This window comes from Bacillus sp. NMCN1, assembly GCF_002998085.1.
Taxonomy (GTDB): Bacteria; Bacillota; Bacilli; order Bacillales; family Bacillaceae; genus Bacillus.
Genome location: NZ_PVQL01000001.1, coordinates 1,512,986 through 1,539,601, shown reverse-complemented (window position 1 = coordinate 1,539,601; position 26,616 = coordinate 1,512,986). Strand labels below are relative to the sequence as shown.

General features: G+C 43.6%; 26 protein-coding genes, 1 other RNA gene and 2 other annotated features. Of the genes, 21 read left to right on the top strand and 6 right to left on the bottom strand.

From position 1 onward, the window contains the following. Positions 1-12: 12 nt before the first annotated feature. Complete coding sequence (locus C6W21_RS08185) at positions 13-1,569, bottom strand: N-acetylmuramoyl-L-alanine amidase family protein (RefSeq protein ID WP_486187523.1); 1,557 nt, start codon at positions 1,567-1,569, stop codon at positions 13-15. Positions 1,570-1,730: 161 nt separating this feature from the next. On the opposite strand from C6W21_RS08185, the gene C6W21_RS19010 reads away from it, so the two are divergent. The 5 genes from C6W21_RS19010 to C6W21_RS08165 all read left to right on the top strand — a co-directional run bounded on the left by C6W21_RS19010 (position 1,731) and on the right by C6W21_RS08165 (position 6,459). Further along, the gene (locus C6W21_RS19010) at positions 1,731-1,901 is read left to right on the top strand and encodes a YrzK family protein (protein WP_003216250.1); all 171 of its coding nucleotides are present in this window, start codon (positions 1,731-1,733) and stop codon (positions 1,899-1,901) included. Positions 1,902-1,959: 58 nt separating this feature from the next. Beyond that, positions 1,960-2,199, top strand: a binding site (T-box leader). 73 nt (positions 2,200-2,272) lie between these two features. Continuing rightward, positions 2,273-3,547 carry a histidine--tRNA ligase gene (gene hisS / locus C6W21_RS08180; RefSeq protein WP_106049943.1) on the top strand — a complete coding sequence of 425 codons (1,275 nt, stop codon included), beginning with the start codon at positions 2,273-2,275 and terminating at the stop codon, positions 3,545-3,547. 18 nt (positions 3,548-3,565) lie between these two features. Beyond that, entirely contained in the window at positions 3,566-5,344 is a 1,779-nt protein-coding gene (aspS, locus tag C6W21_RS08175) for an aspartate--tRNA ligase (RefSeq protein ID WP_106050226.1), read from the top strand. Positions 5,345-5,421: 77 nt separating this feature from the next. Continuing rightward, positions 5,422-5,602: non-coding RNA, 6S RNA (gene ssrS, locus C6W21_RS08170), on the top strand. Between the two features lie 92 nt (positions 5,603-5,694). Then, positions 5,695-6,459: a tRNA threonylcarbamoyladenosine dehydratase gene (locus C6W21_RS08165; protein WP_044140034.1), complete on the top strand. Its 765-nt coding sequence runs from the start codon at positions 5,695-5,697 to the stop codon at positions 6,457-6,459. A gap of 33 nt (positions 6,460-6,492) precedes the next feature. Here the strand turns inward: C6W21_RS08165 and C6W21_RS08160 are convergent, their stop codons facing one another. Continuing rightward, positions 6,493-7,758, bottom strand: a complete 1,266-nt coding sequence (locus tag C6W21_RS08160; RefSeq protein WP_106049942.1) for a replication-associated recombination protein A — start codon at positions 7,756-7,758, stop codon at positions 6,493-6,495. A gap of 206 nt (positions 7,759-7,964) precedes the next feature. Between C6W21_RS08160 and cymR the strand changes: the two genes are divergently transcribed. From cymR to C6W21_RS08120, 8 genes are all read left to right on the top strand, one after another. After that, positions 7,965-8,384 (top strand): cysteine metabolism transcriptional regulator CymR, encoded by a 420-nt coding sequence (gene cymR / locus C6W21_RS08155; RefSeq protein ID WP_012010726.1) that lies wholly within the window; start codon positions 7,965-7,967, stop codon positions 8,382-8,384. Positions 8,385-8,402: 18 nt separating this feature from the next. Beyond that, on the top strand, positions 8,403-9,545 hold the full coding sequence (locus tag C6W21_RS08150; RefSeq protein ID WP_106049941.1) for a cysteine desulfurase family protein: 1,143 nt from the start codon (positions 8,403-8,405) through the stop codon (positions 9,543-9,545). 95 nt (positions 9,546-9,640) lie between these two features. After that, positions 9,641-10,759, top strand: coding sequence for a tRNA 2-thiouridine(34) synthase MnmA (gene mnmA / locus C6W21_RS08145; protein ID WP_106049940.1), 1,119 nt, complete (start codon positions 9,641-9,643; stop codon positions 10,757-10,759). Between the two features lie 60 nt (positions 10,760-10,819). Next, positions 10,820-11,473, top strand: coding sequence for a tetratricopeptide repeat protein (locus tag C6W21_RS08140; RefSeq protein WP_106049939.1), 654 nt, complete (start codon positions 10,820-10,822; stop codon positions 11,471-11,473). A 19-nt stretch (positions 11,474-11,492) separates the two neighbouring features. After that, complete coding sequence (gene recD2, locus C6W21_RS08135; RefSeq protein ID WP_106056114.1) at positions 11,493-13,877, top strand: SF1B family DNA helicase RecD2; 2,385 nt, start codon at positions 11,493-11,495, stop codon at positions 13,875-13,877. A 74-nt stretch (positions 13,878-13,951) separates the two neighbouring features. Next, on the top strand, positions 13,952-14,470 hold the full coding sequence (locus tag C6W21_RS08130; RefSeq protein WP_106049937.1) for a PRC-barrel domain-containing protein: 519 nt from the start codon (positions 13,952-13,954) through the stop codon (positions 14,468-14,470). A 13-nt stretch (positions 14,471-14,483) separates the two neighbouring features. Then, positions 14,484-14,675 (top strand): hypothetical protein, encoded by a 192-nt coding sequence (locus C6W21_RS08125; protein ID WP_003216308.1) that lies wholly within the window; start codon positions 14,484-14,486, stop codon positions 14,673-14,675. Between the two features lie 20 nt (positions 14,676-14,695). Next, a complete protein-coding gene (locus tag C6W21_RS08120; protein WP_106049936.1) occupies positions 14,696-14,827 on the top strand; it encodes a YrzQ family protein in 132 nt (43 codons plus the stop codon). A gap of 235 nt (positions 14,828-15,062) precedes the next feature. Here the strand turns inward: C6W21_RS08120 and C6W21_RS08115 are convergent, their stop codons facing one another. The 4 genes from C6W21_RS08115 to C6W21_RS08100 all read right to left on the bottom strand — a co-directional run bounded on the left by C6W21_RS08115 (position 15,063) and on the right by C6W21_RS08100 (position 18,017). Further along, the gene (locus C6W21_RS08115; protein WP_106049935.1) at positions 15,063-15,713 is read right to left on the bottom strand and encodes an amino acid ABC transporter permease; all 651 of its coding nucleotides are present in this window, start codon (positions 15,711-15,713) and stop codon (positions 15,063-15,065) included. Positions 15,714-15,731: 18 nt separating this feature from the next. Next, positions 15,732-16,385 carry an amino acid ABC transporter permease gene (locus C6W21_RS08110; RefSeq protein ID WP_106049934.1) on the bottom strand — a complete coding sequence of 218 codons (654 nt, stop codon included), beginning with the start codon at positions 16,383-16,385 and terminating at the stop codon, positions 15,732-15,734. A gap of 80 nt (positions 16,386-16,465) precedes the next feature. Beyond that, entirely contained in the window at positions 16,466-17,275 is an 810-nt protein-coding gene (locus C6W21_RS08105; protein WP_106056112.1) for a transporter substrate-binding domain-containing protein, read from the bottom strand. A gap of 13 nt (positions 17,276-17,288) precedes the next feature. Further along, positions 17,289-18,017 carry an amino acid ABC transporter ATP-binding protein gene (locus C6W21_RS08100; RefSeq protein WP_106056110.1) on the bottom strand — a complete coding sequence of 243 codons (729 nt, stop codon included), beginning with the start codon at positions 18,015-18,017 and terminating at the stop codon, positions 17,289-17,291. Between the two features lie 167 nt (positions 18,018-18,184). On the opposite strand from C6W21_RS08100, the gene C6W21_RS08095 reads away from it, so the two are divergent. The 8 genes from C6W21_RS08095 (at position 18,185) to C6W21_RS08060 (ending at position 26,553) form a co-directional block, all read left to right on the top strand. Continuing rightward, complete coding sequence (locus C6W21_RS08095) at positions 18,185-19,249, top strand: AI-2E family transporter (RefSeq protein WP_106056108.1); 1,065 nt, start codon at positions 18,185-18,187, stop codon at positions 19,247-19,249. 43 nt (positions 19,250-19,292) lie between these two features. Then, positions 19,293-19,501 (top strand) — a binding site (T-box leader). 80 nt (positions 19,502-19,581) lie between these two features. Further along, on the top strand, positions 19,582-22,218 hold the full coding sequence (alaS, locus tag C6W21_RS08090) for an alanine--tRNA ligase (RefSeq protein WP_106049932.1): 2,637 nt from the start codon (positions 19,582-19,584) through the stop codon (positions 22,216-22,218). An 89-nt stretch (positions 22,219-22,307) separates the two neighbouring features. Further along, a complete protein-coding gene (locus C6W21_RS08085; RefSeq protein WP_008358522.1) occupies positions 22,308-22,574 on the top strand; it encodes an IreB family regulatory phosphoprotein in 267 nt (88 codons plus the stop codon). Positions 22,575-22,577: 3 nt separating this feature from the next. Further along, the gene (gene ruvX / locus C6W21_RS08080; protein WP_106049931.1) at positions 22,578-22,994 is read left to right on the top strand and encodes a Holliday junction resolvase RuvX; all 417 of its coding nucleotides are present in this window, start codon (positions 22,578-22,580) and stop codon (positions 22,992-22,994) included. A 15-nt stretch (positions 22,995-23,009) separates the two neighbouring features. After that, positions 23,010-23,294, top strand: coding sequence for a DUF1292 domain-containing protein (locus tag C6W21_RS08075; protein WP_003216483.1), 285 nt, complete (start codon positions 23,010-23,012; stop codon positions 23,292-23,294). Positions 23,295-23,447: 153 nt separating this feature from the next. Further along, positions 23,448-24,017, top strand: a complete 570-nt coding sequence (locus C6W21_RS08070; protein WP_223249540.1) for a biotin transporter BioY — start codon at positions 23,448-23,450, stop codon at positions 24,015-24,017. Beyond that, positions 24,014-25,477 carry an acyl-CoA synthetase gene (locus tag C6W21_RS08065; protein ID WP_106049930.1) on the top strand — a complete coding sequence of 488 codons (1,464 nt, stop codon included), beginning with the start codon at positions 24,014-24,016 and terminating at the stop codon, positions 25,475-25,477. Before C6W21_RS08070 ends, C6W21_RS08065 begins: the two co-directional genes overlap by 4 nt. Continuing rightward, positions 25,465-26,553, top strand: coding sequence for an acetyl-CoA C-acyltransferase (locus tag C6W21_RS08060; RefSeq protein WP_106049929.1), 1,089 nt, complete (start codon positions 25,465-25,467; stop codon positions 26,551-26,553). Before C6W21_RS08065 ends, C6W21_RS08060 begins: the two co-directional genes overlap by 13 nt. Positions 26,554-26,616: the final 63 nt, after the last annotated feature.

Sequence of the window (26,616 nt, the reverse complement as noted above, 5' to 3'; positions counted from 1 at the left end):
GCCTCTTTCTTTTTAACGGAAATATTGTTTTAATCCTTCCGTCATTCCTTCTGTGACTCGTTCTTGGTAAGAGGCGCTATAAATGATCGCTTCCTCCTGAGGATTGCTTAAATAGCCGAGTTCATATAAAAGAGAAGGACGTTTGTTCTCTCTTAAAACAAAATAATCTCCGAATTTGACACCCTTATCAGGGATTTGAGAGCGTTTTGCGACTTCCGTATGAACGTTTGTCGCTAATTGCTGGTCTTTTGCTGCTTGATAATAATACGCTGTGCTTCCTCTGACACTTGGGTCCATAAAACTATCATAATGAAGACTAATAAATGCATCTGCATTTCGGTAATGAGATGTCGCGACCCTTGATTGAAGGCTGATAAAAGTATCATCACTTCTTGTTAAATAGACATTTGCTCCAGAAGCCCTTAATTTGCCTGCAAGTAAATTAGCGGTTTTAATGGTAATGTTCTTCTCAAATGCACCATCTGCGCCAATCGTGCCGCTGTCTTTTCCGCCATGACCAGGATCAAGAACAATCGTTTTTCCTTTTAAAGACCCAGTTCCAGACGATGAATCGTGCTGTGGCCTTGGTGCCTCGCTGCTATTTTTATTCGTTTGAACGACCCAGCTCGCCACATAACCAGTTCCGCCGTTTGATAGTGTCACCTCGTACCAATCACCTTGCGTGCGAACAATTTGATAGGCAGCGCCTTTTGTTGCTCTTTCTGCAATCCCGGCAGAGGTAGAAGCGCTTTTTCGGATGTTGGTGCCATCGTAGACAATGTATGCTTTCTTTTGGGAAGCCGAAGAAGATGAATTCTTTTCACCAGCCGAACTCGCTCCATTGCTTGTGACGATGTAATAGCTTGCAGCCCATCCTTTTACACCTTTTGCCTCAATTTCATACCAGCCGTTCTGCTCGCGCAAAATGGTGATCTGTGTGTTGCGGGCAAGTGAAGCGACGACTTGTGCATTCGGTGCCGCCGATTGCCTTACATTCAAGCTCGATACGCCAACTGTGCCTGTCTGTTTAGAGCGAGAGGACTCGACAGAGCTTGATTGAGAAGCTTTTTGGCCGCCTGAAACATAATCAGAGTGAACCCAGCCTTCTGCTTGTTTATACGAAATTTTTGTCCATTCGCCGCTTGTTTTCAGCTTTTTAGCGGAAGCGCCTTGCGGAAAAGTTCCGATGACTTGATAGGAAGTTCCAGGGCCTGTCCGAATGCGAAGGTCCGAGGCTGTCGATGTAATGGAACTGCTGCCTGATACGCTTTGATTTTGCGCCTTTGGTTTAGCAGACTTTTGGCTGCCAGATGATGTCGTAATCAGCCATGAGACGACCCAGCCTTTTTGACCGTTCGACAATTGGATCTGCACCCATTCCCCTTGTTTAGTGAGAATGGGATAGCTTTCTCTGCGCTTCACAACAGCTGCGATTCCATAGCTTAAACCAGGGCCCGTTCTCACATTGATTTCATCTGTAGCGACCACAGCTTGATCTGTTTGTGCTGTAGCATGTGTCATAGGCAAAGTACTTGCGATGAGAACAAAACATGTAAGCAGCAGCATCATTTGATTGTGTTGTTTTAGATTCAAAACGGTGTATTCCCCTCCCTTGTAAAACCGATGAATGTAAATTCGTTATGTAATGGGCTAATTCCTTGCAGTTTCCCTAATAAAAATGAATCAATCTGTTTATACTAAATAAAAACGTGATAAAAGGATGTACAAACATGAGATTAAGCAGAAAATTAGGACGAGTGCAATATAATGGACATCGTGATATCGATCGCTGGCAGCACGACGAAATGGATCAACCAGGCTTCCTTGAAGAAACCGCATCTGAATACGGATGTACGTCAAAAGAAGAGCTGGAAAAGAAAAAGAGGCACGGCAAGGGTTGACAGAGTGGCAGCACCGACCTTATTATAATATAAATCAACACACTTGAAAATTTAAAATGTGGAACTGATGATAGAGAATAGTAGGGTAAATTGCGTGAGCAGAGAGGAATCGCCTTAGGCTGAAAGCGAATCCGCATGGCATTTATCACGAAAGAACACTCTGTAGGTTTCCTGCTGAACGCTCTAAAAATGAGTCAATAGGCGGAGAACGTGAATCTGCGTTAAGGATTTGAGCGGGAACATGGCTAGATCATGTTCCAACTAGGGTGGCACCACGGGTATAACTCTCGTCCCTACTATACACATAGTAGAGGCGGGGGTTTTTTATATGTCCACATAAAAAATGAATGATGGTCGTAGGAGGACGAAAAATGAGTTTTAATATTCCAAGAGGCACACAGGATATTTTACCTGGAGAGTCAGAACGCTGGCAGTATGTTGAACAAATTGCAAGAGATACATGTGCAGCCTTTCAATACAAAGAAATCCGTACACCGATTTTTGAGCATACAGAGCTGTTTGCACGGGGAGTAGGCGAATCAACCGATATCGTTCAAAAAGAGATGTATACCTTTGAAGATAAAAAGGGACGCAGCATCACACTTCGTCCAGAGGGAACGGCATCAACCGTACGTTCTTATGTTGAAAATAAATTATTTGCACAGCCGGCACAGCCAACAAAGCTGTATTACATTGGGCCGATGTTCCGCTATGAACGTCCGCAAACAGGGAGATATCGTCAATTTTATCAATTTGGGATTGAAGCGATCGGTTCAAAGGATCCTGCCATTGATGCAGAAGTCATTTCACTTGCGATGAGTGTTTATGAGAAAGCAGGCCTTTCTAACTTAAAGCTCGTCATTAACAGCCTTGGTGACAAAGAGAGCCGTGCTGACTACCGCAAAGCACTTGTCGAGCATTTTGAACCAAGAATTGATGAATTCTGTCATGACTGTCAAACCCGTTTACATCAAAATCCGCTGCGAATTCTTGATTGTAAAAAGGATCGTGACCACGAATTGATGGCAACGGCTCCATCCATTCAAGATTATTTAAATGAAGAATCACGGACTTATTTTGAAAAGGTCAAACAATACTTAACAGATATAGGCATTGAATATGTCGTCGATCCGAACTTAGTGCGCGGTCTTGATTACTACAATCACACGGCATTTGAGATCATGAGTAATGCAGAAGGCTTTGGCGCGATTACCACATTAGCTGGCGGAGGCCGTTATGATGGACTTGTTGAAGGAATTGGCGGTCCTGAATCACCAGGAATCGGTTTTGCGATGAGTATTGAGCGTTTCCTCTCAGCAATCGATGCTGAAGGGATTGATCTTCCTCTGCAAGATGGCATTGATCTATACATTGCTGCACTCGGAGATGAAGCGAAGGATTACTCTGTTTCATTATTAAATCGTCTGAGAAAAGAAGGCATTTCAAGTGAAATGGACTATACAGGGAAGAAATTAAAAGGACAATTTAAAGCGGCTGATCGATTAAAAGCCAAGTTTATTGCAGTCCTTGGTGAAGATGAGCTGGCGCAGCATATTGTGAATGTAAAAGATACGACAACGGGTGAACAAATTGAAGTGAAGCTTGATGAGCTGATTCAAATGATGAAGGCCCACAAGAAGGCGTAAAGAAGGAGTGGAATGTTTGTGTTTGGTAGAACTTTTTATTGTGGAGAAGTAACAGAAGACCAAATCGGTCAAACCGTTGTATTAAAAGGATGGGTTCAAAAAAGACGTGACCTCGGCGGATTAATCTTTATTGATCTCCGCGACCGTACAGGAATTGTACAAGCTGTCTTCAATCCAGACCTATCAAAAGAGGCGCTTGAGACAGCAGAATCGATTCGTAATGAATATGTCCTTGATATTAAAGGAACGGTTGTCGCAAGAGAAGAAGCAACGATCAACCCAAATCTAAAAACAGGGAAAATTGAAATACAAGTCGAAACGGTCAGCGTATTAAATGAAGCGAAGACCCCTCCTTTTGTCATTTCAGATCAAGCGGACGAGGTATCAGAAGATGTGCGCTTAAAATACCGGTATCTAGATCTTCGCCGTCCTGCTATGTTTGAAACGATGAAAATGCGACATGAAGTCACAAAAGCATTCCGCCATTTCTTAGATGACAACGGTTTTCTCGATATTGAAACACCGATTTTAACAAAAAGTACGCCAGAGGGTGCACGTGACTATCTTGTTCCAAGCCGTGTTCACGAAGGAGAATTCTATGCCCTGCCTCAGTCTCCGCAATTATTTAAACAATTGCTGATGGTTTCAGGAATGGATCGATACTATCAAATTGCCCGATGCTTTAGAGATGAAGACTTGCGTGCTGACCGTCAGCCGGAATTCACACAAGTCGATATTGAAATGTCCTTTATGAGTCAAGAGGACATTATGACGCTTGCTGAAGAGATGATGGCAAAGGTGATGAAAGATGTCAAAGGCGTAGACCTGACATTGCCTTTACCTCGTATGACATATGATGAAGCGATGAATTCTTATGGATCTGATAAGCCAGATACACGTTTTGAGATGAAGCTTGTCAACATTTCAGACACGGTAAAAGACTCCGATTTCAAAGTCTTTAGCGGAGCTGTGAAAAATGGTGGAGCTGTGAAAGCCATCAATGTCAAAGGTGCTGCAGCCAACTACTCAAGAAAAGACATTGATGCACTTGGTGCATTTGCTGCGAACTACGGTGCAAAGGGTCTAGCTTGGCTAAAAGCAGAAGGGACAGAATTAAAAGGACCAATTGCTAAATTCTTTGATGAAGCAAAGCAGGCAGAATTAAAAGAGCAGCTGCAAGTTGAAGAAGGTGACCTGTTACTCTTCGTTGCAGATAAGACGTCTGTTGTCCATGATGCGCTTGGTGCCCTTCGCCTTAAACTCGGCAAAGAGCTTGAACTCATCGATGAGTCTGTATTCAACTTCTTATGGGTTGTCGATTGGCCGCTGCTTGAAAAAGATGAAGAGGAAAGCCGCTTCTATGCTGCCCATCATCCTTTCACAATGCCAGTTCGTGATGATCTTGAATTAATTGAGACAAGCCCAGAAGACATGAAGGCACAGGCTTACGATCTTGTACTGAATGGCTATGAGCTTGGCGGAGGTTCGATTCGTATTTTCGAAAAGGACATTCAAGAAAAGATGTTTAGCTTACTTGGGTTTTCAAAAGAAGAGGCCTATGAACAATTCGGCTTCCTTCTGGATGCTTTTGAGCATGGTGTTCCTCCGCACGGCGGAATCGCACTTGGTCTTGACCGCTTAGTCATGCTGCTTGCCGGCCGCTCTAACCTAAGAGATACCATTGCGTTCCCGAAAACGGCAAGTGCGAGCTGTGTGCTAACAGATGCTCCTGGCACTGTAAGCGAAGCGCAGCTTGATGAGCTAAGTTTAGCGATTAAAACAAAAGTAAAACAGTAAAATAGGCGCATGTTTATAGGCATGTAAACGCTTGAAAAAGCGACATGCCTATGATATGCTTTCATCAATCAATAAATAAAGTCCTGATACGTACGGTGGTTACCTAGTTTTGACCGAACATTTTTTTATACGGGAGCTTGCCTTTCCTTTCTGCATAAATGCCTCTTTAGAGGACTTATAAAGTCAGGAAGAAAGCACCCACCTGCATGGTGCGGGGTTCAAAACGAAGGAAAAGCTGGCGGCGTTGTCGGGACTTTTTTGTGTTTTTTTCTTTTACAGAAGGATGACGGAGAAGTCTGAATATGATATGATTCTTTCGATTCATTTTAAATAAAGGTGGAGTGAGGCACTTGTTACATCAGTTTTCAAGAAACGAGCTTGCCATTGGCAAGGAAGGCTTAGATATATTAAAAAACAGTACAGTTGCAGTGCTTGGTGTGGGCGGCGTTGGCTCATTTGCAGTTGAGGCACTCGCTCGTTCAGGCGTTGGCCGTATTGTTCTTGTTGATAAAGATGATATTGATATTACAAATGTAAACCGTCAGCTGCCAGCATTGCTTTCAACAGTTGGTCAGCCAAAGGTTGACTTAATGCAGGCAAGAATCGCTGATATTAATCCGGAATGTGAAGTAGTTGCACTCAAGATGTTTTATACAGAGGAAACATATGAGCAATTTTTTGAGTATCCGCTTGATTATGTCATCGATGCGTCAGATACGATTCATTATAAAATTCATTTAATGAAAGAGTGCCTGAAACGCAATGTGAACATCATTTCGAGTATGGGGGCTGCAAACAAAACTGATCCGACCCGCTTCAAAATTGATGACATTTCAAAAACACATACCGACCCAATTGCAAAAGTCGTGAGAACGCGTCTGCGCAAAGAAGGGATTCGTAAAGGAATTGAAGTCATTTTCTCTGATGAAAGTCCGATTGTGATTCGCGAAGATGTTAGAAAAGAAGTTGGAAATGATGAAGCGAAGATTCGCAAGGCACAAATGCCGCCATCATCCAATGCGTTCGTCCCGTCTGTTGCAGGGCTGATCATGGGTGGTCATGTCATTATGCAGCTTTTAAAAGATATTCCAATTACACGTGTGAAGGATAAATAAACAGCCCGCCTGCTGACATGCAGGGGGCTTTTTTTATTTTTGGCGTTTTAAATTCTCATATACCTGTTTCAGTGCGCCTTCAAATTTGCCTGTTTGCTTCGGTTCATAGTATTGCTTGTTTTTCAGCGGATCAGGTAAGTATTGCTGCTTCACCCAGCCGTTTTCATAATCGTGTGGGTATAAGTAATCGACGCCTCTGCCAAGTGCTGTGGCTCCTTTGTAGTGAGCATCCTTTAAATGAACAGGGATTTCACCAATTTTCCCTGAGCGAATGTCACCGAGCGCCGCATCAATCGCCTTATATGCTGAGTTGGACTTAGGAGAAAGACACAGTTCAATGACTGCGTTAGCCAGCGGAATGCGTGCTTCAGGGAAGCCGACTCTTTCTGCTGTTTGAACAGCGCTTAACACACGAGGACCGGCCTGCGGACTAGCTAAACCAATATCCTCGTAAGCCATCACGAGTAATCTCCTTGATATGCTTTCAAGGTCTCCTGCTTCAATCAGTCTGGCAAGGTAATGCAGCGCCGCATCTGCGTCAGATCCTCTAATGGATTTTTGAAAAGCTGAAAGGACATCATAATGGGCATCCCCGTCCTTATCATGGGAGAAGCTCTTTTTTTGTAAACATTCTTCTGCTGCCGCAAGAGTGATCATGATATGCCCAGTCTCATCTGCTTTTGTCGATAAGACAGCTAGCTCTAACGCATTTAAAGCAGAGCGTACGTCTCCACCGCATCCATTGGCAAAATGATTCATCGCTTCATCGTCCACTGTCACCTGATAACTGCCAAGTCCGCGATGTTCATCCTGTAACGCTCTTGTTAACGCAGCCTTGATTTGCTCTGTTTCAAGCAGTTTTAGCTCAAATATTTGTGTCCGGCTTCGGATGGCAGGGTTGATCGCATGATAAGGGTTAGCCGTCGTTGCGCCAATTAAAATGATCATGCCATTTTCTAAATAAGGAAGAAGGAAATCCTGCTTTCCTTTATCGAGCCTGTGAACCTCGTCTAAAATAAGGATCACCTGACCGCTCATTTTCGCTTCAGCGGCAACAGCTTCCATATCTTTTTTGTTATGAATGACCGCATTCAATGTACGAAACGCAATGCTTGTACTGCCAGCGATCGCGGTTGCAATCGATGTTTTGCCTATGCCCGGCGGTCCGTATAAAATCATCGAGGATAAATGTTTCGCCTCGACCATTCGTCTAATAATTTGACCTTCTCCAACGAGATGCTCCTGCCCAATGATGTCTTCAATATGACTTGGGCGCATCCGGTACGCTAAAGGTTTCATGATTATCTCTCCTAAAGCAATGTCTTGTTTGTATAGAGTACCGAAATTTCTTCAAATAGAAAAGGGATGCGTCCTCCTAAAGCGCTTAGAACCGGCAAATGAAAGTTGGCTGAAAGTATGATATAATTGCTTTTGGTCTATATAAGCGTATATGAAATCAGAAAAATAATTGATGACATAGAATAGAAAACGCAGAGGTGTTTAACTTGAAAATTTCAACTAAAGGCAGATATGGTCTGACGATCATGATCGAATTAGCTAAAAAACATGGAGAAGGCCCCACATCATTAAAATCAATCGCTCAAAACAATAATTTGTCTGAGCATTATTTAGAGCAGCTTGTATCACCACTTCGGAATGCCCGTCTTGTGAAAAGTATTCGCGGTGCATATGGTGGCTATGTTCTTGCACATGAACCAAACGAGATCACAGCCGGTGATATTATTCGTGTATTAGAAGGACCGATTAGTCCTGTCGAAGTCATCGAAAACGAAGAACCAGCAAAACGTGAACTCTGGATTCGGATTCGTGATGCAGTAAAAGACGTACTAGACAATACAACTCTTGAAGACTTGGCAAGCTATACAGATGACGGGAATCAAGACGCGTATATGTTCTATATTTAGATCAGAGGTGTACCGGAAATGGAACGAATCTATTTAGATCATGCGGCCACAACGCCGATGGATCAGCGTATTGTGGACAAGATGATGCCTTACTTTACAGAGATATTTGGCAATCCCTCTAGTATTCATTCATATGGGCGCGAGGCAAGAAAGTGGCTCGATGAAGCAAGAGAAGTGATTGCAGGAGAATTACACTGTAAACCTCAGGAGATCATCCTCACAAGTGGAGGAACAGAGGCGGACAACCTGGCGATTACAGGTGTGGCCATGGCAAGACAGCATGAAGGAAAACATATCATCACAGCAAAAACAGAGCATCATGCGGTGCTGCACACATGTGAACGCCTAGAGAAGCTAGGATTTGATGTGACATATTTAGATGTAGATGAAACTGGATTGATTCGTCTTGAACAACTAAAACAAGCATTAAAAGATGATACGATTCTTGTGACCATCATGTACGGCAATAATGAAACAGGTGTGATTCAGCCAATCAAAGACATTGGCGAGCTTTTACACAATCACACTGCTCATTTTCATACAGACGCCGTGCAGGCGTTTGGAACAATGCCAATCGATGTAGCAGACCTTCATATTGATCTCTTATCTGCTTCTGGCCATAAGCTAAATGGTCCAATGGGAACGGGCTTTTTATATGTAAACGAAGGCGTGAAACTTTCTCCGCAAATTTTCGGAGGAGAACAAGAAAGAAAACGCCGTGCTGGCACTGAAAATGTGGCAGGGATCGTGGGACTTGCAGAAGCTGTTCAATTAACGAAGCAAAATAGAAGAGAAAAAGCCATGCATTATGGTAAGCTCAAAGAAATCATGCTGCAAGTATTCGAAGAGGAATCACTCAATTTCTCTATCAATGGGCACCCGAAAGAGACATTGCCGCACATTTTAAATGTTCATTTCCCGGGCGTTTCCATTGAATCGTTACTTGTGAATTTAGATATGGAAGGGATTGCTGTTTCAAGTGGATCTGCATGTACGGCTGGATCCGTCCTTCCTTCGCACGTGTTAAGCGCCATGTATGGCGAAGAAGCAGACAAGCTGACGTCCTCAGTCAGAATAAGCTTCGGTCTTGGGAATGAAGAGGATCATGTGAAGCAGGCGGCGCGCAAGATAGCAGCTGTTGTCAAACGCTTAGCCAAATAAACGTTCCTCTTTTGTTCGTGTGTGAAAAATGAAACAGCCAGGCACCTGAAGAACGAAACGCACATGCTGTTTCATTGAAAATGGAGTTGATGAAGATGACAAAAAGACCAGAAGACACAAGAGTTGTGGTCGGTATGTCCGGAGGAGTCGATTCATCAGTTGCTGCTCTTATGCTAAAGGAGCAAGGCTATGATGTAATCGGCATATTTATGAAAAACTGGGATGACACAGATGAAAATGGTGTATGTACAGCAACGGAGGACTATGAAGATGTCATCCGCGTGTGTAACCAAATTGGAATCCCTTATTATGCAGTGAATTTCGAGAAGCAATATTGGGACAAAGTGTTTCAATATTTCCTTGATGAATATAAAGCGGGCAGAACGCCAAACCCTGATGTCATGTGTAACAAAGAAATTAAGTTCAAAGCGTTCCTCGAGCATGCATTGTCACTCGGTGCGGATTATTTAGCAACAGGCCACTATGCGCGCGTCGACAGAACTGGCGATGAAGTTAAAATGCTAAGAGGTCTTGATGCCAACAAAGACCAAACGTATTTCTTAAATCAGCTGACTCAGGAACAGCTTGATAAAGTCATGTTCCCAATCGGTGATCTAGAGAAGAAAAAGGTTCGTGAATTGGCAAAAGAAGCAGAGCTCGCAACCGCAACGAAAAAAGATTCAACGGGTATTTGCTTTATTGGGGAAAGAAACTTTAAAACGTTCCTCAGTCAATATTTGCCTGCACAGCCTGGCGTGATGCAGACGATGGACGGAGAAGTCAAAGGGGAGCACGATGGACTGATGTATTACACGATCGGTCAGCGCCAAGGTCTTGGCATTGGCGGCAGCGGTGATCCTTGGTTTGTCGTTGGAAAAGACTTGGAACAAAATATCCTGTTTGTCGAACAAGGCTTCCACAATCCACTTTTATATTCTGAAAGCATTTCAGCCGTCAATATCAGCTGGACTCGTCCTCATATTGTCGGTGAAAACGGTGAATTAACATGCACAGCTAAATTCAGATACCGTCAAGAAGATCACCATGTGAAGGTCAAAATGACAGGTGAGCAAGAAGCGATGGTCATTTTTGATGAACCCGTTCGTGCTGTCACACCAGGACAAGCGGTTGTCTTTTATGATGGCGACGAATGCCTGGGCGGCGGAACAATTGACGATGTTTTCAAGGACGGTCAAAAGCTGTCGTATGTGTAACATGTTTTCAAAACCTCAACGTCGCTGTTGAGGTTTTTTAATGAAAGGATGAGAGAGCGAATGAATCATAACGAAATCGGCATAGAAGCCTTAAATCAGGGAAACATCGAAAAAGCAGCGGAAGCTTTTACGAAAGCCATTGAAGAAAGCCCGAAAGATCCGGTTCCATATATTAATTTTGCGAACTTGCTTTCAAGCATCAATGAATTTGAACATGCGTTAAACTTCTTTCAAAAAGCCGTTGAACTCGATCAAACCGCAGCTGCAGCCTATTACGGGGCAGGAAATGTATACACATTAAAAGAAGACTTTATGAAAGCAAAAGACTATTTTGAACAAGCACTACAAGCTGGCATGGAAAATAGTGATTTATTTTATATGCTGGGGCAGACGCTCATCAAATTAGAGCAGCCGAAGCTCGCGATGCCTTATCTTCAGCGTGCCATCGAACTGAATGAAGAAGATAATGAAGCAAGATTCCAATTTGGGATGTGCTTAGCCAATGAACAATTGCTGGAAGAAGCGGTGACAACCTTTACCGAGGTGGTTGCGCGTGATCCGCACCATGCGGATGCCTTTTATAATTTAGGGGTTGCGTATGCATACTTAGAGAAAAAAGACGAAGCACTTGAGATGCTAAGAAAAGCCATTGATGTGCAGCCTGACCATATGCTGGCACTACATGCGCAAAAGCTGATTCAAGAAGCAGAATAGACGGAAGGAGGGAAGACCTGTGCAGGAACATCCAGATCAAATGAAGCTTGAGGACGAACCGTTTTTAAAGGGGACAGTTCAAGCCGTTATTTTCCATAATGAAAGTAATTTATACTCGGTGTTAAAGGTGAAAGTGATTGAAACATCGGAAAACTTAGAGGAAAAAACAGCATCTGTCACAGGCTACTTCCCAGCACTTCATGAGGAAGAAACTTACACCTTCTATGGCAAAGTCACAAGCCATCCGAAATTTGGTGAACAGTTTCAGGCCACTCATTTTCAAAAGGAAGTACCGACAACAAAGCAAGGAATCATTCATTATCTCTCAAGTGATTTATTCGAAGGGATAGGGAAAAAGACGGCGGAAGAAATTGTGGGGCAGCTTGGCAATCAAACGCTTCATAAAATCATGCGTGACCCAGCTGTTTTGTATGACGTTCCGCGCTTATCAAAAAAGAAGGCAGATAAGCTGGCCGCAGCGCTCCAGGAGCATCAAGGATTGGAACAAATCATGATCAGCCTGAATCAATATGGCTTTGGTCCGCAGCTCAGCATGAAGATATACCAAGTGTACGAGAGTGAAACGCTACAAAAGATTGAAGAAAACCCGTATCAGCTCGTCAAGGATGTCGAGGGGATCGGATTTATTAAGGCGGATGAGCTTGGCGCTAGAACCGGCATCTCAGGAAATGACCCAGAGCGAATCCGTGCAGCCCTGCTTTATACAGTTGAGACAGCCAGTCTTCAGGACGGTCATACGTACATACAAACGAAGGATTTAATTGTCGAAACCCGCAAGCTGCTCAATCAGACAGGCAATGAGTACAAAGTGACGGAAATAGATGTCGCCAATCAGATCATTGCACTTGGCGAAGGGAAAGAGATGATCATTGAAGATGAGCGCTGCTATCATCCGTCCTTATTTTATGCCGAGCAAAGTGTCGCCAAACGGATACAAAAGATCGTCTCCCAAACGGAATATGCAGATCAATTCCCTGAATCAGAATTCCTGCTCGCACTTGGCGAGCTTGAGGAACGGCTTGGCGTCCAGTATGCGCCGACACAAAAGGAAGCGATTCAAAAGGCACTCATGTCCCCGATGCTGCTTTTAACAGGCGGACCAGGGACTGGGAAGACAACGGTCATTAAAGGGATTGTTGAGCTTTACAGTGACCTTCACGGTGTATCTCTTGATCCGAGTGATTACAAAAAAGATGAATCCTTTCCATTTGTGCTTGCGGCGCCAACTGGACGAGCAGCTAAACGGATGACAGAATCAACAGGGCTTCCAGCTGTAACGATTCACCGGCTGCTAGGCTGGAACGGATCCGAGGGCTTTTCGCATGATGAGGAACAGCCGATTGAAGGAAAGCTTGTCATCATTGATGAATCAAGTATGCTCGATATTTGGCTTGCCAATCATTTGTTTAAAGCGATTCCTGATCATATCCAAGTGATCATGGTAGGAGATGAACATCAACTTCCATCTGTCGGACCAGGCCAAGTATTAAGAGACCTGCTTGCCTCACAAGCCGTGCCAGCTGTTACCCTGACAGATATTTACCGGCAGGCAGACGGCTCCAGCATTGTTGAACTTGCGCATGATATGAAAAATGGTGTCCTGCCAAAAGATATTACCGCACGTTCAAAGGACCGATCCTTCATAAAATGCTCAGCTGATCAAATGAAAGAAGTGATTGAGAAAGTCGTCAGCAATGCTGCTCAAAAAGGCTATTCAGCAAAAGACATTCAAGTGCTTGCCCCAATGTATAAAGGGAAAGCAGGCATTAATGAGCTCAATAAAATGCTGCAACATATTTTGAATCCTAAAAAACCAAAGGGCAGAGAAATCCCGTTTGGTGATGTGGTGTACCGGACCGGTGATAAAGTGCTTCAGCTTGTGAATCAGCCGGAGAACAATATTTTTAACGGTGATATCGGCGAAATTGTCTCGATTTTTTATGCGAAAGAAAACACGGAAAAAGAAGACATGGCTGTGATCTCCTTTGATGGGAATGAAATCACCTTTACAAAAAAGGATTTTCATCAATTTACACATGCCTATTGCTGCTCCATCCACAAATCACAAGGCAGTGAATTCCCCATCGTTGTGCTGCCAGTCGTGAGAAGCTACTACAGAATGCTGCGGCGAAATCTGCTGTACACAGCCATTACACGAAGTAAAAAGTTTTTAATCCTGTGCGGCGAGGAATCAGCGCTGAAGTGGGGCGTGAAAAACAATGAGGATTCGCTCAGACAAACGTCCTTAACGATGCGGCTGATGCAAACTAATGAAGTTATGGATGCGGAGCTTGCCGCACTCCAAAAAGAGCTGCCGTTTAGCGTACATGACGCAAATATTGGCATGGAGGGAATCACTCCGTTTGATTTTATGCATGAATAAAAGGCTTCCATATGGGAGCCTTTTAAGCGTGAAAAGAAATCCTCATATTCCGTTCATGGAAGCCATTTCTTCGTATGAGTATCGAAGCAAACGCACACGATAAGACTGTTCCGCAAAAGGTGGTTGAGCACATTTTGAGAACATGTCGAGAGCTTGAAGGAATGTCAATCTATACAGGTGAGCTGTCTCATTCACTTGGTTCCATTAAAGATATTTGCTTATTAGCCGGAGGCAGCTGTGGAGGATATGTGTTAGATGGGAAAAAGAAAGACTGTGCACTCGTTCCGTTCTCTGCTGGTGATCAGCTGACAGACAAAGGCTTATATGTGAGCTGCCAGGAGGGAGTAGGCATGGATTCCTCCGCCCCATCCTTCTTATTTTCGAAATTGAAAAAGAAAATGATGCAGTCGCCTGACGGTGAAAATTTAGGCATTTTGGAAGATGTATACTTTTGCACAAATTCGGGCACAATCGTAGCATATGAACTCTCGGACGGCTTCTTTACAGAGCTATCAGGGATTCGAAAACAGCTGCAGGCTGCCGGAACCTTGATCAACGTTCAAAAGGAAGCACTTGTTCTAAACCGAACGTAAAGAGGTGCTGATTATGCTCATTTGCCCAAATTGCAAATGTAAAGACATCGGAAAAATTGGGGTCAATCAATATTATTGCTGGGGCTGTTTTATTGAATTGACGCTGTCAAAAGGCAAAATATCTACACACCAAGTGGAAGAAGACGGGACACTAAGCAGCTTAGATGATCTGTTTAGTGATGATGAACGTTCAATTCAACTATAAGTGTTAAGGGGGAATTTCGAATGGGCAAAATGACTTCTTCACTATTAACGCTTGGTGCAGGTGCACTCGCATATCACTTTGCAAGTCGATATGATATGCCATCAAAGCGGGATATGAAAAAGATAAGAAAACGTGTTATGAGAATGATGTAAACAAAAAGGCATCCGCCAAAAGCGGATGTCCCAGATTGTTGACAAAGGGCTAAAATGATCTTGATTTTAGCCCTTTGTTTTCATTTTCAGCGTGATAGAAAACCTTTGCAGCCTAGGAAGGTCGAGTACCGGAGCAGAGCGAATTTGACATTCGTGAGCACCGGAGCGCAGACCTGACACCGAATGCGAGGGTTTGTCTACACGCTGAGGCATCCGCCAAAAACGGATGCCTTTTTTATGCCTGCCTGTATTCTAATCGGCGTGCTAGTAATGATAAGCTGAAATTGACGACAAAATACATCATTGCCGCTAAGAGGAAAATGGGCATTAAGTAAGACTGGCTCTGGCCATTTAATATTTGAGCGTGATGCAAAAGTTCTGGAAGTGCAATGACAACAGCAAGCGATGTATCTTTTAAAAGAGAAATAAATTGACTGACAATCGGCGGTACCATTCGGCGTAAAGCCTGCGGCATAATAATCATTTTTAACGTTTGGATATAGGTTAAACCAGAAGACCTGGCTGCTTCGATCTGCCCCTTATCAATTGATTTTAAACCGCTTCGAATAATTTCTGACAGCATCGCTGATTCAAATACGGTTAAAGCTGCAATGGCTGAGGCTGTGATGCTCAGCTTAATGCCGATTTCAGGCAGTGCAAAATAAGTGAAAAAGATGATCAGTAAGAGCGGAAGGTTTCGAATGGTTTCTACGACGACCGCAAGTAACTTTGATAAAACCGGAATTTGAGCGAACCGCAATGTGCCAATGACTAATCCAATGAGAAAGCTCAAAATGATGGAGATAAAAGCCACTTTTAAGGTGACAGCAAATCCTTCAAGTAAAAAGGCGAGATGATCAGGCTGGTAGGCACCTATAAAATCCATGATGATGTTTCCTCCTTTCTAGTGGCTTCTTGCTAATCTTTTTTCTAAATAACCAACGCCTAAACTGAGCGGAATCGTTAATAACAGATAGAACATGGCAACAAAGATGTAGACATCAAATGTCACAAATGTTCTAGAAGCGATGAGGTCTCCTTGATACATGAGATCAAACCCTGCAATGACACCTAAAATAGAGGAGTTTTTGACAAGGTTAATAAATTGATTCCCAAGAGGGGGAATGACAATTTTAATCGCTTGCGGCAGAATGATATACCGCATCGTCCCGCCATAGGACAGACCTGATGCGCGGGCGGCTTCCATTTGTCCAAGCGGTACAGCTTGTATCCCTGCGCGAATGGCTTCAGCAATAAAAGCAGAGGTATAAATGGCAAGGGCGATCGTGCCAGCGGTGAAGCCATCTGCTACAATGCCTAGCACGGGTAAACCAAAGAAGAAAACGAATGTAATTAATAATAACGGAATATTCCGAATAAATTCCACATAAGCCGTTCCTAACCAGTTAAGCGGCCTGAGTGGCGCAATTCTCATAATGGCAATGAGTGTACCGATCAAAAAGCTTCCAATCAAAGCAATGACACTTGCACCAACGGTATATTTGAAGCCTTCTACATAAAGATGAAAATTTTCAATAAGAATGGAAAACCGCAGCAATCAGTTCACTTCCTTCCTGATCAACAGGGGAGCCAATGAGCGGCTCACCCTGAGAGAATCATTCTTCACAAGTCAAACGGTTATTCTTTGATCCATTTTTGATGAATCTTGTCATACTCTCCATTGTCTTTTAAGGTTTTTAGGGCTTTATTGATCGCAGCTGTTAATTTCTGATCACCTTTTTTCACAGCAATGCCATAAGGCTCATCCGTAAAGGTGTCGCCGACGACTTCGTAATTTGAATCCTCATCTGCCATACCAAATAAGATCGCATTATCGGTTGTCAGCACTTGCCCTTGGTTTGATTTTAAAGCTGTAAAAGCCTCCTGATAGTTCTCAAATTCTAATACAGACGCTTCAGGTGCTTTTTCGCGAATATTTTGAGAAGAAGTAGATCCTTTCACTGCAAGCACTTTCGTCCCTTTTTTAAGATCATCAATCGATTGAATGTCGCTTCCTTTTTTCACAAGCAGTGATTGTCCTGCTTCAAAGTAAACATCAGAGAAATTGACTTCTTTTTTACGCTCTTCTGTAATTGTCATGGTCGCGACGATCGCATGAATATCGCCTTTTTGTAGTAAAGGGATTCTCGTTTTCGATGTCACTTCTTTGAATTCTGCTTTTCCTTCATCGCCGAGCATTTCCTTTGCGATGGCTTTAGCAATATCGATATCAAATCCTTCGATATCTCCGCTGCTAGGATTTTTTAGACCGAAGAGACGTGTATCATTCTTGACCCCGAATATGATTTTTTTGTCTTTCTGAATGGCTTCTAAAGAGCTTCCTTGTTTTACATCAGTCGAGCCTTTTTCGTCAGATCCGCAAGCAGGTAATGCAGCAATACAGCAAGTCATAAAGAGCAGCAGGCCAAAGCGTTTCATTTTTTTCATCAAAACATTCCCCCTAATGATTTAAAATACGGCTTAAAAAAATCTGAGCGCGTTTCTCGCGCGGTTTCTCATAAAATGCAGCCGGTGTTGACTCTTCAAGAACTCTGCCTTCATCAATAAAGACAATGCGGTCGGCCACTTCTCTGGCAAATCCCATCTCATGTGTGACGACAACCATGGTCATTCCTTCTCGGGCGAGCTGCTTCATCACATCTAGTACCTCTCCAATCATCTCTGGGTCAAGTGCGGATGTCGGTTCGTCGAAAAGCATGACCTCTGGCTTCATCGCAAGCCCTCTTGCAATCGCAACACGCTGCTGCTGTCCGCCTGAGAGTCTTGAAGGGTAGGCGTCAGCTTTATCAGGAATGCCGACTTTATTTAAATAAAATTCGGCTGTTTCCCTCGCATCTTCCTTGCTCACCTTTTTCACCTTCATTGGCGCAAGCATAATGTTTTCAAGTACCGTCTTATGAGGGTAGAGGTGAAAATGCTGAAACACCATCCCGATATTTTGCCTGACAAGATTGATGTTGGTCTTCGGATGCTGAACAGGCACTTCGTTGACGAGTACCTTTCCCTCATCAATGCTTTCAAGACGATTGATGCATCTGAGCATCGTGCTTTTACCTGATCCTGAAGGACCGATGATCACGACAACCTCACCTTTTTGAATATGTAGGTTAATGTCCTTAAGTACATGGAACTGGCCATAATGCTTGTTGACTTCTTCGAATGTGATCATGAAGAACCTCCTCTTGTACATGATGGAATATTCAGTGTAGACATTTTAGTGACTTTGGATGGAGCTGTATGTTTCATGTGTATTCATTTTTAACAAAGTTAGGACAAATTTTATTTATATGGATAATTACAGAAGATGGATAAACAATAAGAAAAGAGGTGAAAAAGGTGAAGAAACGTCCGATCCAATTTCTGATATATGCCGCAGGGGTCCTGCTTGTCCTTGCATCCTTGCTCATTTTACTGCAGCTCGACGAGTTATGGATGCCTATTTTTTTGTTGTTAAAGGCGGTTCTGATTCCGCTTCTCATTGCCATTTTTATTTCTTATCTGCTTTATCCGATAGTGGAAAGATTGCACGCGGGGGGCTTACCAAGGACTGTTAGTCTCTTATTGATTTATGTGCTGTTTTTTGGCGGGATTGGTTTTGCGGTTTATAAAGGGGCGCCTGTCATGATCAAGCAGTTAAATGAGCTGTCAGAACAAATTCCTGTGCTTGCTGAAACGTATAATGGTGCCTTATCTCATATTCATCATCATACTAGTCATTGGCCCGACGGACTTCACGACCGCTTGGATCGCTTAATTGTTCAATCGGAGACATATGCAGCTAACGGCGCGGAGCGGATGATTCTTAGCTGTAAAGTATTACTTGATTACGCATTAGTTGCAGCACTCATTCCTTTTCTGGTTTTTTATATGGTGAAGGACATGAATACGATGAAGCGGGCTGCATGGTATTTGACGCCGCCCTCATTTCGGAAGAGGGGTCATGCGTTTGTGAAGGCAGTTGATGAATCGCTTGGTAATTATATTAGAGGGCAGCTGCTTGTCTGTTCATTAATTGGCGGTGCAGCCGCCATTGTGCTTTGGCTGTTTCATATCCCTTATCCGCTTGTCCTAGGTATGCTGATTGGCGCAACGAATGTCATTCCGTATTTTGGACCGATTATTGGTGCGGTTCCCGCTGTCTTTATTGCGTTTACCATCTCGGTTAAATCGGTTATTATTGTGCTGATTACAGTAGCGGTGCTGCAATTTTTAGAAAGCAATGTCCTCAGCCCGATCATTGTAGGGAGAAGCCTTCATATGCATCCTGTCGTCATTATGCTTGTCTTGCTAGCAGGAGGAGAGTTATTTGGGTTAATTGGCATGATTTTAGCCGTACCAACTGCCGCTATAATCAGGGTGATCATTGTGCAATATATCCTCATGAGACGAAGCGTTCATTGACAAGAGGAGCCGAGTTGTCTATAATAATTTCGATTCATACATACTGAATTCAATGACGGACCCGAGTACGTTAAAAAGCTGTTGCAGAGAGAGGCTTTATGTTGCTGAGAAAAGCCTTATCAGACCTTTAACGGAAGCTAGTCCCGAGTGCAGATAAACACTGCCGCTCTCTTCCGGCGTTATCGGATGTGAAGGTGATAGACGAATAGGTCTATAATCAGGGTGGTACCGCGAGAGCATCTCGTCCCTGTGTAAGTCGTTTTGTGCTTGCATAGGGCGGGATGTTTTTTCGTTTGTGTGGAGATTGATGAATGATAAGGGAGGATTTTTGAATGAAAACTTTAACTTCAGCTCAAGTACGCCAAATGTTTTTAGACTTTTTTAAAGAAAAAGGACATGCTGTAGAACCGAGTGCGTCACTCGTACCGCATGACGATCCGACACTTTTGTGGATCAACAGCGGCGTGGCAACATTAAAGAAATACTTTGATGGCCGCGTCGTACCTGACAATCCGCGTATTTGCAACGCACAAAAATCGATTCGTACAAATGATATTGAAAATGTAGGAAAGACAGCACGTCATCATACGTTCTTTGAAATGCTCGGCAACTTCTCTATTGGTGACTATTTTAAAGAAGAAGCCATCGAATGGGCGTGGGAATTCCTCACTAGTGATGAGTGGATTGGCTTTGATCCGAATTTGTTATCTGTAACAGTCCATCCAGAGGACGAAGAAGCGTATGTTCTATGGAGAGATAAAATAGGTGTACCTGAAGAACGTATTATCCGCCTTGAAGGAAACTTCTGGGATATTGGCGAGGGACCAAGTGGACCGAATACGGAAATTTTCTATGACCGCGGTGAATCATACGGTGACGACATGAACGATCCAGAATTATATCCTGGCGGAGAAAATGAGCGTTATCTAGAAGTGTGGAATCTTGTGTTCTCTGAATTTAACCATAATCCAGATGGATCATACACGCCGCTGCCGAAGAAAAACATTGATACAGGGATGGGTCTTGAACGAATGGTATCCGTCATTCAAAACGTGCCAACGAACTTTGATACAGATCTATTCATGCCAATTATTCGTGCAGCTGAAACCATCTCCGGAGAAAGCTATGGCGAGACAAAGGAAAAAGATACAGCATTTAAAGTAATTGCTGACCACATCCGGACGGTTGCCTTTGCTGTAAGTGATGGAGCGCTTCCTTCCAATGAAGGCCGCGGGTATGTGTTAAGACGTTTGCTTCGCCGTGCAGTGCGTTATGCAAAAACCATTCACATCCATCGCCCGTTTATGTATGATTTAGTACCAGTTGTTGCGGAAATCATGAAGGATTTCTACCCAGATGTACAAGCAAAAGAAGAATTTATTGCGAAAGTCATCAAAAATGAAGAAGAACGCTTCCATGAAACACTGAACGAAGGGTTAGCTATTTTGTCAGAAGTCATCAAAAAAGAAATAGACAAAGGCAACACGCAGATTTCAGGTGAAGATGTATTTAAGCTGTATGACACGTATGGATTCCCTGTTGAGCTGACAGAAGAATACGCAGAAGATGAGAACATGACAGTTGATCGAGAAGGCTTCCAGGCGGAGATGGAGAAGCAGCGTGAACGTGCAAGAAATGCGAGACAAGATGTCGGCAGTATGCAGGTTCAAGGCGGCGCTCTAGGAGATATTAAAGTAGAGAGCACCTTCGTTGGCTACGAAAATCTAACGGCAGATGCCCATATTGTCGAATTGCTTCAAAATGGTGAAATTGTCACAGAAGCACACGAAGGCGATACGGTGCAAATCTTGTTAGATGAAACACCTTTCTATGCGGAAAGCGGCGGACAAGTGGCTGATAAAGGAACATTAAAAAGCGAAGAAGTCATCATTGACATCAAAGATGTGAAGAAGGCACCAAACGGTCAGCATGTCCATGAAGGAGTAGTCGTAAGCGGTACAGCCAAAAAAGGACTTGAAGTCACTGCAGAAGTGGAATCAGCTCTTCGAAAAGGCATTGTGAAAAACCATACAGCGACACATCTTTTGCATCAGGCGCTAAAAGATGTATTGGGCAGCCACGTGAACCAAGCGGGATCATTGGTGAATGAAAATAGACTGCGCTTTGATTTCTCTCACTTTGGACAAGTGACAAAAGAAGAATTGTCTCAGATTGAAAAAATCGTGAACGAAAAGATCTGGGAAGGCATCTCTGTTGCTATTGACCTGAAGCCGATTGCTGAAGCAAAAGAAATGGGTGCAATGGCGCTCTTTGGCGAGAAGTATGGCGATATTGTCCGCGTTGTCCAGGTAGGCGATTACAGCATCGAGCTATGCGGCGGCTGTCACGTGCAAAACACGGCGGAAATCGGATTGTTTAAAATTGCATCTGAATCGGGTATTGGTGCTGGAACACGCCGGATTGAGGCTGTGACTGGTAAAGGTGCATACGAAGAATTAAATGACCAGCTGGCCATTTTAGAACAGGCAGCGAGTGAGCTGAAGTCAAATACGAAAGATGTACCAAAACGTATCGTTTCATTACAGGCAGATTTAAAAGAGGTTCAAAGAGAAAACGAATCTCTTCTTGCAAAATTAAGCCAGGCTGAAGCAGGCTCTATTTTAGAGAAAGTGACAGATATCGGCGGAGTGAAAGTGTTAACTGAAAAAGTAAACGCGAAAGACATGAACCATTTAAGAACAATGGTCGATGACTTAAAAGCCAAATTAGGGTCAGCTGTCATTGTGCTCGGAGCTGTTCAAAACGGAAAAGTAAACATTTCAGCAGGAGTGACAAGAGACGTCATCGAAAAAGGTTTGCATGCAGGGAAACTTGTGAAGCAGGCAGCTGAAATCTGCGGCGGAGGCGGAGGCGGACGTCCAGACATGGCACAAGCAGGCGGTAAACAACCAGAAAAGCTAGAAGAAGCACTGGCAACTGTCGAAGAATCTGTCAAATCCGTTTTATAATCAGGCGATGTAGTGTAGAATAATGGTATTAGATGAGCGGTTAGAAAAAAGCTTGCTAGTAGAATGTTGGAAGAGAGGTGCAAGAAGCAGTGAGTTCATTTGATAAGACAATGAAGTTTAACTTCTCTGATGATTCAGCTGAAACCAATGTGAATGAAGTGCTCATTACAGTACATGATGCACTCCAAGAAAAAGGATACAACCCGATCAATCAAATTGTCGGATACTTGCTGTCAGGCGACCCTGCTTATATTCCGAGACATCAGGATGCACGCAACCTAATTCGTAAGCTAGAACGAGACGAATTAATTGAGGAATTGGTTAAATCGTACTTAGAGACACATAAAGAGGCGTAAAACATGAGAATTTTAGGCTTAGATTTAGGCACGAAAACCCTTGGTGTTGCGATCAGTGATGAAATGGGATGGACAGCGCAAGGGATTGAAACAATTAAAATTGATGAAGCAGGCGGAGACTTCGGTCTCAGCCGCCTGTCTGAGATCGTCGCGCAATACGGAACGGATAAAATCGTACTTGGCTTTCCAAAAAATATGAACGGTACGGTAGGTCCTAGAGGCGAAGCCAGCCAATCATTTGCGAAAGTGCTAGAAAACACGTACAATGTTCCTGTTGTGCTTTGGGACGAGCGTCTGTCGACAATGGCAGCAGAAAAAATGCTCATCTCTGCAGATGTGAGCAGACAAAAACGTAAAAAAGTCATTGATAAAATGGCGGCTGTTATGATCCTGCAAGGGTATTTAGACAGCTTAAATTAAAATGAGGTGAATTAAATGGAACACGGAGAAAAGCAAATTACAATCGTTGATGATAATGGAAATGAACAGCTTTGCGAAGTACTATTTACTTTTGAAAGCGACCATTTTAACAAATCATATGTTCTTTACTACCCAATTTCTGAGCAAGACAATGAAGAAATTGAAATTCATGCATCAAGCTTCACGCCAAACGAAAACGGTGAAGATGGCGAGCTAGAGCCGATTGAAACGGATGAAGAGTGGGATATGATTGAAGAAACGTTAAATACGTTCTTAGATCAAGAAGAAGACGAAGAATAGAACGAATAAAAGGCCTGTGAGCGGATCTTAGTGATCTTTCTTTCACAGGTCTTTTTTTTACGGTCAATATGTTAACTTTATTTTATTTTATGTTGACATAATAAACTGTACCTTTTACTCTAATTTTAATAACGAATTGAGTGAGGGGCATGAATGTTGAAAATTCAAGATATGATGCAAATGGCGTTAATGACAGCGGTTATCGGGATGTTAGGGTTGATCCCACCGATATTACTTACGTTTACACCTGTACCCATCACATTGCAAACGGCAGGTCTTTTGCTTGCTGGGGGGCTGTTAAAGCCAAAGCAGGCACTGATCAGTTTACTTCTGTTTCTCTTGGTTGTGGCAGCAGGCGCACCTCTTTTGTCTGGTGGGAGAGGCGGAATTGGGGTCTTTTTTGGACCAAGCGGTGGATTTTTACTTGCTTATCCAGTGGCTACCCTCATGATTAGTTTGTGGATAAACCGTCTGAAAAGAGTGACCGCTCTGCGTCTTTTTATGATCTTTGCGGTATGCAGTATTGGGATTTTGTATCTATCCGGCATTCCTTTTCAAGCGATGATGATGGATATAAAGGTCACTCAGGCAGCTCTTCTTAGTCTGATTTATATTCCAGGCGATCTTATCAAAGCGGGCATGTGTGCCGTTCTCACGATGAAAATCATTGAGGCCATGTCATATCGAAAAAGGGATGAGCATAAAGGGAGGCGTGCAGTTTGAACAGAATAACGGAAAGCTATGCATTACATGCAGAAATGAACCCAGATCATATCGCCATCATTGATGGAAAAGAAAGGATCACTTATCAAGATTGGTATGAACGTGTCCAGACATCGGCACAATGGCTGCAACGAACGGCTCATGAGCAAAAAAGAGTCGCTTTTTTATTATCAAATGGTGCTTCTTTTCTACAAATATTTGCTGGCGCTGCCTGTGCCGGGTGGACAGCTATCCCGCTTGATCTGAGATGGGGCCATGAAGAATGTGTAGAAAAGCTCTTGTTAAGTGAGGCAGCTCTTGTCATTATAGAGGATCGATATATGAAAAGATTTGAAAAACACAGCGTAGACATGCCGGTTCTTTCTTTATCTGAGTGGATCGAAAGAATGAGCCTGATCACACACGGTCCATATAACAAAAGCGACAGCGAGAACGACCCTGTCTTTTATATGGGATTTACGTCAGGATCAACGGGTTCACCTAAAGCCTTTATCAGGCGTCAGCAGTCATGGATCGATAGCTTTCGAACGACAGCCGATATATTTGGAATCACTCATCAAGATCATGTTCTTATAGCAGGCACTCTCTTATCCCCCCACTTTTTATATGGTGCCATCAGTACCCTATACTTTGGCGGCACAGTGAAACTTTTAGAAAAATTTACGCCAGTGAAAGCGAAGAAAGCTTTAGAGACAGGAGACATCACTGTGATGTATACTGTCCCGACAATGACAGAATCGTTGCTGGAAATCGATGCTTTTAAGGGTGACAACTCGCTTCTTGTCATATCATCCGGAGCAGATTGGGGCATCTCATCGAAAAAACAACTTGTCACCAACTATCCGCATGTCACTTTTTTTGATTTTTACGGCACATCAGAGTTAAGCTTTGTTTCCTACTTATCATCAAATGACTTTTTGCAGAAACCTTCTTCTGTCGGACGACCCTTTAATTCCATTCAAGTCGAAGTGAGGCGGGCCGATCAAACTGTCTGCCAGCCAAATGAGACAGGAAGAATTTATGTGAAGAGCCCAATGTCTTTTTCGGGCTACTTACATGAGGTGAAACCACCTGAGGAGTGGCTGACAGTTTATGATATGGGCTGGATGGATGAAGACGGCTATTTGTATATGAGCGGCCGTGAGAATGGCATGATCGTCTATGGGGGGCTGAATATTTTTCCAGAGGAAATTGAGCGCGTGCTAAATGAACAGCCCGAGGTGAAGCGGTCGATTGTGGTTGGCGTTCCTGACCCATATTGGGGTGAAATTCCTGTTGCCATTATTGAACAAGGACAGCAGAAAAAGACGATTCGGCAAGCTGTCAAAGAAAAATTGGCTGCCTATAAGATGCCTAAAAAATGGCTTGTCATTGATCAAATGATGGAAACATCCGGCGGGAAAATAGCACGTGCCAGCATGAAAAAGTGGGCCGAGGAGCAGTTGTCATGCAAGCCGTAATCGTACAAGCAAAACGGACACCCTTCGGTGATAAAAACGGGATGCTGAAGGATTATCGTCCAGAGCAATTAGCCGCGCCCCTTATTCAGCATTTGTCTCAAGGAGTGACGCCGGACGACGTCATATTAGGCAATGTTGTAGGAGGCGGCGGGAATATGGCCCGTCTGTCCTCATTAGAAGCAGGACTTTCTTTGCACGTTCCTGGTATGACGATTGATAGGCAGTGTGCCTCTGGTATTGAAGCAATCCGAACAGCTTGCGTCATGGTTCAATCAGGGGAGGGCTCAATGTATATCGCTGGCGGGACTGAGAGCATTTCCAGATCACCAATGAAAGAAAAAGCCCGCTTTTCACCTGAATGGATAGGAGATCCGGCTATGGGCGAAGCAGCAGAGCTGACCGCCTCGAGATTTTCTGTTACAAGAAAAGAACAAGATGACTATGCGCAATTAAGCTGGGAAAGAAGTATAGACGCAATCAAACGTGGTACATATTCAGAGGAAATCGTTTCGATTGGCGGACTGAGCATAGATGAAGCGGCCGCTAAAATGAGACCGGTGGCGAAGCTGATCCAGCGGGCAAAGCCTGTATTTTTACCGGGAAAAGGAACTGTGACTGCCGCCAATAGCTGCAAAGAAGCAGACGGTGCAGCAGCAGTCGTTGTAATGGAAAGAGCGTTAGCGGAGGCAAATGGTTTTCAGCCTATGCTGCGATATGCCGGAAGTGCTGTGACGGCGATGCATCCACATTTTCCAGCTGCTGCTCCGATTGATGCGATCAAGAAACTTCTAGATCAAGAGAAAATTAAGGCAGAGGATGTCGCGCTGTTTGAAATCAATGAAGCCTTTGCACTGAAAGTAGCGCTTATAGCCCGGACGCTGGGTATTTCTTATGACCGGATCAATAAAAGAGGCGGAGCGCTTTGTCTTGGCCATCCATACAGCGCATCGGGTGCTGCTATGATGGTGAGGCTATTTTATGAAGCACGCGCCTTACCGAATGGAAGCTATGTCATGGCTGCTATTGGAAGCGGTGGCGGCGTTGGTTTAGCCGTATTATGTCAAGTTCTGTCATGAAATGCATGAGCAAGTAATTGCCGAACTCCGTCGAATCATGTACTATAAAAGCTAGATGTGAGG

Excerpts from the sequence above, each read along its gene's own strand:
- C6W21_RS08060 (WP_106049929.1), top strand. The coding sequence starts at position 25,465 with ATGCAAGCCGTAATCGTACAAGCAAAACGGACACCCTTCGGTGATAAA.
- ruvX (WP_106049931.1), top strand. The coding sequence starts at position 22,578 with ATGAGAATTTTAGGCTTAGATTTAGGCACGAAAACCCTTGGTGTTGCG.
- C6W21_RS08185 (WP_486187523.1), bottom strand. The coding sequence starts at position 1,569 with ATGATGCTGCTGCTTACATGTTTTGTTCTCATCGCAAGTACTTTGCCT.
- hisS (WP_106049943.1), top strand. The coding sequence starts at position 2,273 with ATGAGTTTTAATATTCCAAGAGGCACACAGGATATTTTACCTGGAGAG.
- C6W21_RS08100 (WP_106056110.1), bottom strand. The coding sequence starts at position 18,017 with ATGATCACATTCGAAGAAGTCAACAAGCATTATGGCCAGTTCCATGTA.
- C6W21_RS08130 (WP_106049937.1), top strand. The coding sequence starts at position 13,952 with ATGAGTATCGAAGCAAACGCACACGATAAGACTGTTCCGCAAAAGGTG.
- C6W21_RS19010 (WP_003216250.1), top strand. The coding sequence starts at position 1,731 with ATGAGATTAAGCAGAAAATTAGGACGAGTGCAATATAATGGACATCGT.
- C6W21_RS08140 (WP_106049939.1), top strand. The coding sequence starts at position 10,820 with ATGAATCATAACGAAATCGGCATAGAAGCCTTAAATCAGGGAAACATC.
- C6W21_RS08125 (WP_003216308.1), top strand. The coding sequence starts at position 14,484 with ATGCTCATTTGCCCAAATTGCAAATGTAAAGACATCGGAAAAATTGGG.
- mnmA (WP_106049940.1), top strand. The coding sequence starts at position 9,641 with ATGACAAAAAGACCAGAAGACACAAGAGTTGTGGTCGGTATGTCCGGA.
- C6W21_RS08160 (WP_106049942.1), bottom strand. The coding sequence starts at position 7,758 with ATGAAACCTTTAGCGTACCGGATGCGCCCAAGTCATATTGAAGACATC.
- C6W21_RS08105 (WP_106056112.1), bottom strand. The coding sequence starts at position 17,275 with ATGAAAAAAATGAAACGCTTTGGCCTGCTGCTCTTTATGACTTGCTGT.
- C6W21_RS08070 (WP_223249540.1), top strand. The coding sequence starts at position 23,448 with ATGTTGAAAATTCAAGATATGATGCAAATGGCGTTAATGACAGCGGTT.
- C6W21_RS08150 (WP_106049941.1), top strand. The coding sequence starts at position 8,403 with ATGGAACGAATCTATTTAGATCATGCGGCCACAACGCCGATGGATCAG.
- alaS (WP_106049932.1), top strand. The coding sequence starts at position 19,582 with ATGAAAACTTTAACTTCAGCTCAAGTACGCCAAATGTTTTTAGACTTT.
- C6W21_RS08115 (WP_106049935.1), bottom strand. The coding sequence starts at position 15,713 with ATGGATTTTATAGGTGCCTACCAGCCTGATCATCTCGCCTTTTTACTT.
- C6W21_RS08075 (WP_003216483.1), top strand. The coding sequence starts at position 23,010 with ATGGAACACGGAGAAAAGCAAATTACAATCGTTGATGATAATGGAAAT.
- C6W21_RS08120 (WP_106049936.1), top strand. The coding sequence starts at position 14,696 with ATGGGCAAAATGACTTCTTCACTATTAACGCTTGGTGCAGGTGCACTC.